Annotated in this window: 7 protein-coding genes; all 7 read right to left on the reverse strand. The window is 71.9% G+C overall.

Annotated elements, in window-relative coordinates:
• On the reverse strand, nucleotides 1–911 hold a 911-nt coding region (locus tag AC1D15_RS13945), incomplete at its 3' end, for an acyl-CoA dehydrogenase family protein (protein ID WP_477826450.1).
• Nucleotides 912–940: 29 nt separating this feature from the next.
• Nucleotides 941–1,606: an SDR family oxidoreductase gene (locus tag AC1D15_RS13950; protein WP_477826451.1), complete on the reverse strand. Its 666-nt coding sequence runs from the start codon at nucleotides 1,604–1,606 to the stop codon at nucleotides 941–943.
• A complete protein-coding gene (locus tag AC1D15_RS13955) occupies nucleotides 1,603–2,379 on the reverse strand; it encodes a DUF72 domain-containing protein (RefSeq protein WP_477826452.1) in 777 nt (258 codons plus the stop codon). Before AC1D15_RS13955 ends, AC1D15_RS13950 begins: the two co-directional genes overlap by 4 nt.
• Nucleotides 2,376–3,554 carry an acetyl-CoA C-acyltransferase gene (locus AC1D15_RS13960; RefSeq protein ID WP_477826453.1) on the reverse strand — a complete coding sequence of 393 codons (1,179 nt, stop codon included), beginning with the start codon at nucleotides 3,552–3,554 and terminating at the stop codon, nucleotides 2,376–2,378. The genes AC1D15_RS13955 and AC1D15_RS13960 overlap by 4 nt, the downstream gene beginning before the upstream one ends.
• A complete protein-coding gene (gene bioF, locus AC1D15_RS13965; protein ID WP_477826454.1) occupies nucleotides 3,547–4,755 on the reverse strand; it encodes an 8-amino-7-oxononanoate synthase in 1,209 nt (402 codons plus the stop codon). Before bioF ends, AC1D15_RS13960 begins: the two co-directional genes overlap by 8 nt.
• Nucleotides 4,752–5,423: a dethiobiotin synthase gene (gene bioD, locus AC1D15_RS13970; RefSeq protein WP_047506838.1), complete on the reverse strand. Its 672-nt coding sequence runs from the start codon at nucleotides 5,421–5,423 to the stop codon at nucleotides 4,752–4,754. Before bioD ends, bioF begins: the two co-directional genes overlap by 4 nt.
• Nucleotides 5,420–6,569 (reverse strand): adenosylmethionine--8-amino-7-oxononanoate transaminase (gene bioA, locus AC1D15_RS13975; RefSeq protein WP_477826455.1); only part of this gene is annotated, 1,150 nt, incomplete at its 5' end. The genes bioD and bioA, both read right to left, overlap by 4 nt.

Consider the following 6,569-nt stretch of genomic DNA (forward strand, 5'->3'; position numbering starts at 1 on the left):
TCCTTCAGCCGCGCCGCATGGTGGATCAGCTGCCGCGCCGCCTCGATCTGCGTCGCCATCTCGGCCAGCCTGAACTGCAGCGCCTGGTGCTCGAAGATCGGCTTGCCGAACGCGACACGCTCCTTCGCGTAGCGCAGCGCCGCCTCGAAGGCCGCGCGCGCCATGCCCACCGCCTGCGAGCCGATGCCGATGCGCCCGCCCTCCAGCCCCGACAGCGCGATCTTCAGCCCCTGCCCTTCATCGCCCAGCCGGTTCGCCACCGGGATGCGGCAGTTCTCGAACAGGATCTGCGCGGTGTCGCTCGCATGCTGGCCCATCTTGTCCTCCAGCCGCGCCACGCTGTAGCCCGGCATCGAGGTCGGCACGATGAACGCGCTGATGCCCTTCTTGCCGGCCGCCTTGTCGGTGACCGCCATCACGATCGCCACGTCGCCGTGCTTGCCGCTGGTGATGAACTGCTTGACGCCGTTGAGCACGTAGTGCTCGCCGTCGCGCACCGCGCTCGTCTTCAGCCCGTCGGCCTGCGAGCCGACGTGCGGCTCGGTCAGGCAGAACGCGCCGAGCATCTCGCCGCGCGCGAGCGGCTTCAGCCACAGCGCCTTCTGCGCCTCGTCGCCCCACGCCATCAGGATCGAGCACACCGGGCAGTTGTTGACGCTGACGATGGTCGACGTGGCACCGTCGCCGGCCGCGATCTCCTCGAGGATCAGCGACAGGCTCAGGTAGTCGAGCCCGGCACCGTCCCACTCGGTGGGCACCGCCACGCCGTAGCAGCCGAGCTCGGCCAGCCCGCGCAGTTCGTCCTTCGGGAAATGGTGCTCCTTGTCCCAGCGGGCAGCCTGCGGGGCGATGCGGTCCTGCACGTAGGCGCGCACGGCGTCCTGCACCGCGCGGTGGTCTTCGGTCAGCATGGGTCGTCTCCTCGATTCTTCGTTCAGCCTCACCAGGCCAGCGGCTGGTGGTCGTGGTTCAGGAAGCTGCCGTTCTCCGACGGTTGCAGCGCGGCCAGCGTGCGCCGCATGTCGGCCACGCTCTGCTCGACGCTGATGTCGGCCGACGAACCGCCCATGTCGGTGCGCACCCAGCCCGGGTGGAAGGCGACGCAGGTCGCGCGGCCGGCAAGCGTGAACGACATGTCCTTCAGCACCGAGTTGAGCGCGGCCTTCGACGCGCGGTACAGCCAGCTGCTGCCCGAACTGCGCAGCCCGATCGAGCCCATGCGCGACGACAGCACCGCGAGCTTCGCGCCGGGCGCGAGCGATTCCATCACCTGCGGCAGGATGCGCATCGCGCCGAGCACGTTGGTGTGCATCACCGCATCGAAGTCGGCCTCGCTCGGCGTCTGCGGCGCCGCCAGCTGCGGCCCGAGCACGCCGGCATTGACGACGACGACGTCGAAGGCCTGCCCGTCGATGCGCCAGGCGAGACCCGAGGCGCTGGCGGTGTCGGTCACGTCGAGCGCGAAGGCCTCGGCGCCGAGCTGCTGCAGGCGGGCGATGCCGGCCTCGTCGCGCGCGGTCGCAGTGACGCGCGCGCCGGCCTCGCGGTACTGGCGGACGAACTCGAGGCCGATGCCGCGCGAAGCGCCGATGATGAGGATGTTCATGGGGTCGTGAGTGTCTCCAGCTGCAGGGCGTTCGGCAATGCCGCGCCCGCCGCCGTGTTGTCGAAGATGCACCAGCGCTCGGCGTGCGCCGGCAGTTGCGCGAGGACCTGCGCACGCTCGCGCAGCCATGCCTCGTCGTAGGCCGACCAGTAGGTCCGCGGCGAGCCGTGCCAGCGGAAGTAGAAGACGGCCGGGCGCCGCGCCGTCGACGCTCCGGCCCACCCGCCGGGGTGCTCCGAATGCGGCCACTTCGCGGGGTCCACGGCCGCGCGCGCCACCTCGCAGCGCGCCAGCAGTTGGTCGGCCTGAGACGTGAACCAGCTGCGGTGCCGGGGCTCGCAGACGACGGCGCCGTCGAAGGCCTCGCCCAACCGCCCGAAGAAGCGCCCCGCCACGTCGGCATCGAACGCGAGCCCCGGCGGCAGCTGCACCAATGCAACGGCCCACTTGGGGCCCAGCCCACCGGCCTCGTCGACGAACTGCGCGAGCAGCTMGTCGGCATCCGCCATCCGGCATTCGTGCGTGATGCGCTTCGGCAGCTTCACCGCGAAGCGGAAGTGCTCGGGCGTGCTGTCGGCCCACCGCGCATAGGTCTGCGTGCGGTGGCCGCGGTAGAACGACGAATTGATCTCCACGCAGTTCATCCGCATCGCATAGCGCTCGAGGTGCGTCCCGTCGCCGGGCAGCGCCGCGGCATTCGCGGCGGAAATCGCCCACCCCGCCGTGCCGATGCGCACCGGCGGCGCGAGCGACGACCGCCGCGTGCCCGTCAAACCAGCTCCACCGCCATTGCCGTCGCCTCGCCGCCACCGATGCACAGCGCGGCCACGCCGCGCTTCAGACCGCGCTTGCGCAGCGCGCCCAGCAGCGTGACGACGATGCGCGCACCGCTGGCGCCGATCGGGTGGCCCAGCGCGCACGCGCCGCCGTGCACATTGACGATCTCGTGCGGCAGCTTGAACTCGTGCATCGCCGCCATCGTCACCGCGGCGAAGGCCTCGTTGACCTCCCACAGGTCGACCTCCTTCGCGGCCCAGCCGGTCTTCTTCAGCACCTTCTCGATCGCGCCGATCGGCGCCGTGGTGAACCAGTTCGGCGCCTGCGCATGCACCGCGTGCGCATGGATGCGCGCAAGCACCTGGCTGCCCAGACGCTTCGCGGTGCTCTCGCGCATCAGCACCAGCGCCGCGGCGCCGTCGGAGATGCTCGACGCATTCGCCGCGGTGATCGTGCCGTCCTTCTTGAACGCCGGCTTCAGCGTCGGGATCTTGTCGAGCTTGGCCTTGAACGGCTGCTCGTCGAACTTCACGACCGTGTCGCCCGCCTTGCCGGCGACCGTCACCGGCGCGATCTCCCAGTCGAAGCTGCCGTCTTCGTTGGCCTGCTTGCTGCGCTGCGTCGAAGCGATCGCGAACGCATCCTGCGCCTCGCGGGTGAACTGGTACTTGGCCACGCACTCCTCGGCGAACACGCCCATCGCGCGGCCGCGGTCATAGGCATCCTCCAGCCCGTCGATCGCCATGTGGTCGAACATCTGGGCCGCCCCGTAGCGCACGCCCTTGCGCGCGAACATCAGGTGCGGCGCGTTCGTCATGCTCTCCATCCCGCCGGCCACCATCACGTCGACGCTCTCGGCCTTCAGCATGTCGTGCGCGAACATCATCGCGCGCATGCCCGAGCCGCACATCTTCGACAGCGTCACCGCCCCGGCCGATTGCGGCAGCCCGGCCCCGAGCGCCGCCTGGCGCGCCGGCGCCTGGCCCTGGCCGGCCATCAGGCAGTTGCCCATCAGCACCTCGTTGACGGCGTCGCCGGTGATGCCGGCGCGCTCGACCGCGGCCTTGATCGCGATCGCGCCCAGCTGGTGGCCGGCCAGCGCGCTGAAATCACCCAGCAGGCCGCCGATGGGCGTGCGGGCGGCGGACACGATGACGATGCGATCAGACATGAGGGTCTCCTTCAGGGTGTGGTGAACAGGTTCTACGCTTCGCGGCGATCTCTCGCAATGCATCCAGCAGCCGGTCGACCTCGGCCTCGGTGTGCGCCGCCGACAAGGTGATGCGCAGCCGCGCGCTGCCCGCCGGCACCGTCGGCGGCCGGATCGCCGGCACCCACAGGCCGCGCTCGCGCAGGCCCGCGGCCATCGCCAGCGCCTCGGCATTGCCGCCGAGGATCAGCGGCTGCACGGGCGTCGGCGACGGCGGGTTCWCCCACGGCAGCTCGGCCAGCCCGGCGCGCAGCCGCCGCACCAGCGCCAGCACATGCGCGCGCCGCTGCGGCTCGCGCTGCATCACGCGCAGGCTCTCGCGCAGCACCTCGCACTGCATCGCCGGCATCGCGGTCGCGAAGATGTAGCTGCGGGTGCGCTGCAGCAGCCAGTCGATCAGCGTCGCGTCGCCGGCGACGAACGCGCCGGCCACGCCGGCCGCCTTGCCGAGCGTCGCCATGTAGACGAGTCGCTTCGAGCGCAACCCGAAATGTGCCGCGGTGCCGCGCCCGTCGGGGCCGAGCACGCCGAAGCCGTGCGCATCGTCGATCAGCAGCCAGGCGTCGTGGCGCTCGCACAGCGACAGCAGCCCGGGCAGCGGCGCGAGGTCGCCATCCATGCTGAACACCGCATCGGTGACCACCAGCTTGCGCTCGGCGGTCGACGCGGCGAGCCGCCCGGCCAGCGCCTCCAGGTCGCCGTGCGGGTACACGCCGATCTGCGCGCCCGACAGCCGCGCGCCATCGATCAGGCAGGCGTGGTTCAGCGCGTCGCAGAACAGCGCATCGCCTCGCCCCACCAGCGCCGGCAGCAGGCCGACGTTGGCCGCGAAGCCGGCGTAGAAGCTCAGCGCCGCCGGCAGGCCGACGAACGCGGCGAGTTCGCGCTCCAGCGCGTCGTGCGCCTCGGTGTGGCCGCAGACCAGCGGCGAGGCGGTCGCGCCGACGCCCCACTGCCGAGCCGCGCGCTGCGCCGCGGCGATCAGGTCCGGGTGCTGCGCCAGGCCCAGGTAGTCGTTGCTGCAGAACGCGAGCAGCGCTTCGCCGTCGACCACCATGCGCGGGCCGTCGACCTGCTGCACGACACGGCGGCGCCGGCGCAGGCTGGCGCCGTCCAGCGCGTCGAGCTGCGCGGTCATCTCGCCGAGGTCGAAGGCATTCATCGCGCGGTCCAGTGGGGCAGCATGTCCTGCGCGGTCGCGTGCGGCTGGTGCGGCAGCTCCGCCCACAGCGGCGCGTCGATGCGCTCGCGCAGCGTCGCGATGTTCTCGTCGGCCGCGCGCATCGCCGGGTCGATGCGGTTCGCGACCCAGCCGGCCAGGCGCAGCCCGCGCGCGCGGATCGCCTCCTGCGTCAGCAAGGCGTGGTTCAGGCAGCCCAGTCGCAGGCCCACCACCAGCAGCACCGGCAGGTCGAGTGCCTGCGCGAGGTCGGCACCGGTCTGCGTGTCGTTCAGCGGCACCAGGAAGCCGCCGGCGCCTTCGACGACGACCGCGTCGGCCAGCGCGGCCAGGTCGCGGTAGCGCCGGCCGAGCTCGCAGATGTCGATCTGCACGCCGGCGGCGCGCGCCGCCAGGTGCGGCGACAGCGGCAGCGGCAGGCAGTACGGGTTGTCCAGCTCGCGCGGGACCGCGACGGTGGCGGCGGCGCGCAGCGCAAGCACGTCTTCGTTGTCGTCGCCGTGCGGCGTCGCGATCGTGCCGGCGGCCACCGGTTTCATGCCGACGACGCGCTTGTGGCGGCGGCGCAGGTCGAGCATCAGCGTGCTCGCGACCAGGGTCTTGCCGACGCCGGTGTCGGTGCCGGTGACGAAATAGCCTTCGACGTTCATTCCAGGGTCTCCTGCAGTGCGGCCAGCGCACCGCTTGCCAGCTGCGCGCACGCCGCCTCGTCGATCACGTACGGCGGCATGAAGTACAGCGTGCTGCCGATCGGCCGCAGCATCAGGCCGTGGCGCAGCGCGGCCGCGTGGTAGCGGCGCGCGAACAGCGGATCCGCGCTGTCGATGTCGAACGCCCACACCATGCCGAGCCGGCGGCTGCGCAGCACCGCCGGGTGCGCGCGCAACGGCTCGCACAGCGCGTCGAGCGCCGCGGCCGTTGTCGCGTTGTGCGCCATCCAGTCGCGCTGGCCGAAGATCTCCAGCGTCGCGAGCGCAGCACGGCAGGCCAGCGGGTTGCCGGTGTACGAATGCGAATGCAGGAAGCCGCGCGCCGTGCTGTCGTCGTAGAACGACGCGAACACCTCGTCGCTGGCCAGCACCGTCGACAACGCCATCGTGCCGCCGGTCAGCCCCTTCGACAGGCACAGCAGGTCGGGCCGGATGCCGGCCTGCTGGTGCGCGAACAGGCTGCCGGTGCGGCCGAAGCCGACCGCGATCTCGTCGCACACCAGGTGCACCTCGTAGCGGTCGCACAGCGCGCGCAGCTCGCGCAGCCAGGCCGGGTCGTGCATCGCCATGCCGGCGGCGCACTGGATCAGCGGCTCGACGATCACCGCGGCGATCTCGTCGTGCCGCGATTCGAGCACCGCCTGCAGCGCCTGCGCACAGCGGCGGGCCACGTCGGCCGCCGTCTCGCCCGGCAGCGCGCCGCGCGCATCGGGGCTGGGCACCGTCGCGCTCAGGCGCACCAGCGGGCCGTAGGCATCGCGGAACAACGGGATGTCGGTGACCGACAGCGCGCCCACCGTCTCGCCGTGGTAGCCGCCCTCGATGCCGACGAATTTGTTCTTGCCGGGCCGGCCGCGGTTGCGCCAGTGGTGGGCGCTCATCTTCAGCGCGATCTCGGTGGCGGCCGCGCCGTCGCTGGCGTAGAACGCATGGCCCAGGCCGGTGAGCTCGGCCAGCCGCTCCGACAGCGCCACCACCGGCTCGTGCGTGCAGCCCGCCAGCATCACGTGGCACAGCGTGTCGAGCTGCGCATGCAGCGCCGCGCGCAGGTGCGGATGCCCGTGGCCGAACAGGTTGACCCACCAC

It is taken from the genome of Rhizobacter sp. P2_H2, assembly GCF_056403375.1.

Coding starts and splice junctions, on each gene's coding strand:
- bioD (WP_047506838.1), bottom strand. CDS start 5,423: ATGAACGTCGAAGGCTATTTCGTCACCGGCACCGACACCGGCGTCGGC.
- AC1D15_RS13950 (WP_477826451.1), bottom strand. CDS start 1,606: ATGAACATCCTCATCATCGGCGCTTCGCGCGGCATCGGCCTCGAGTTC.
- AC1D15_RS13960 (WP_477826453.1), bottom strand. CDS start 3,554: ATGTCTGATCGCATCGTCATCGTGTCCGCCGCCCGCACGCCCATCGGC.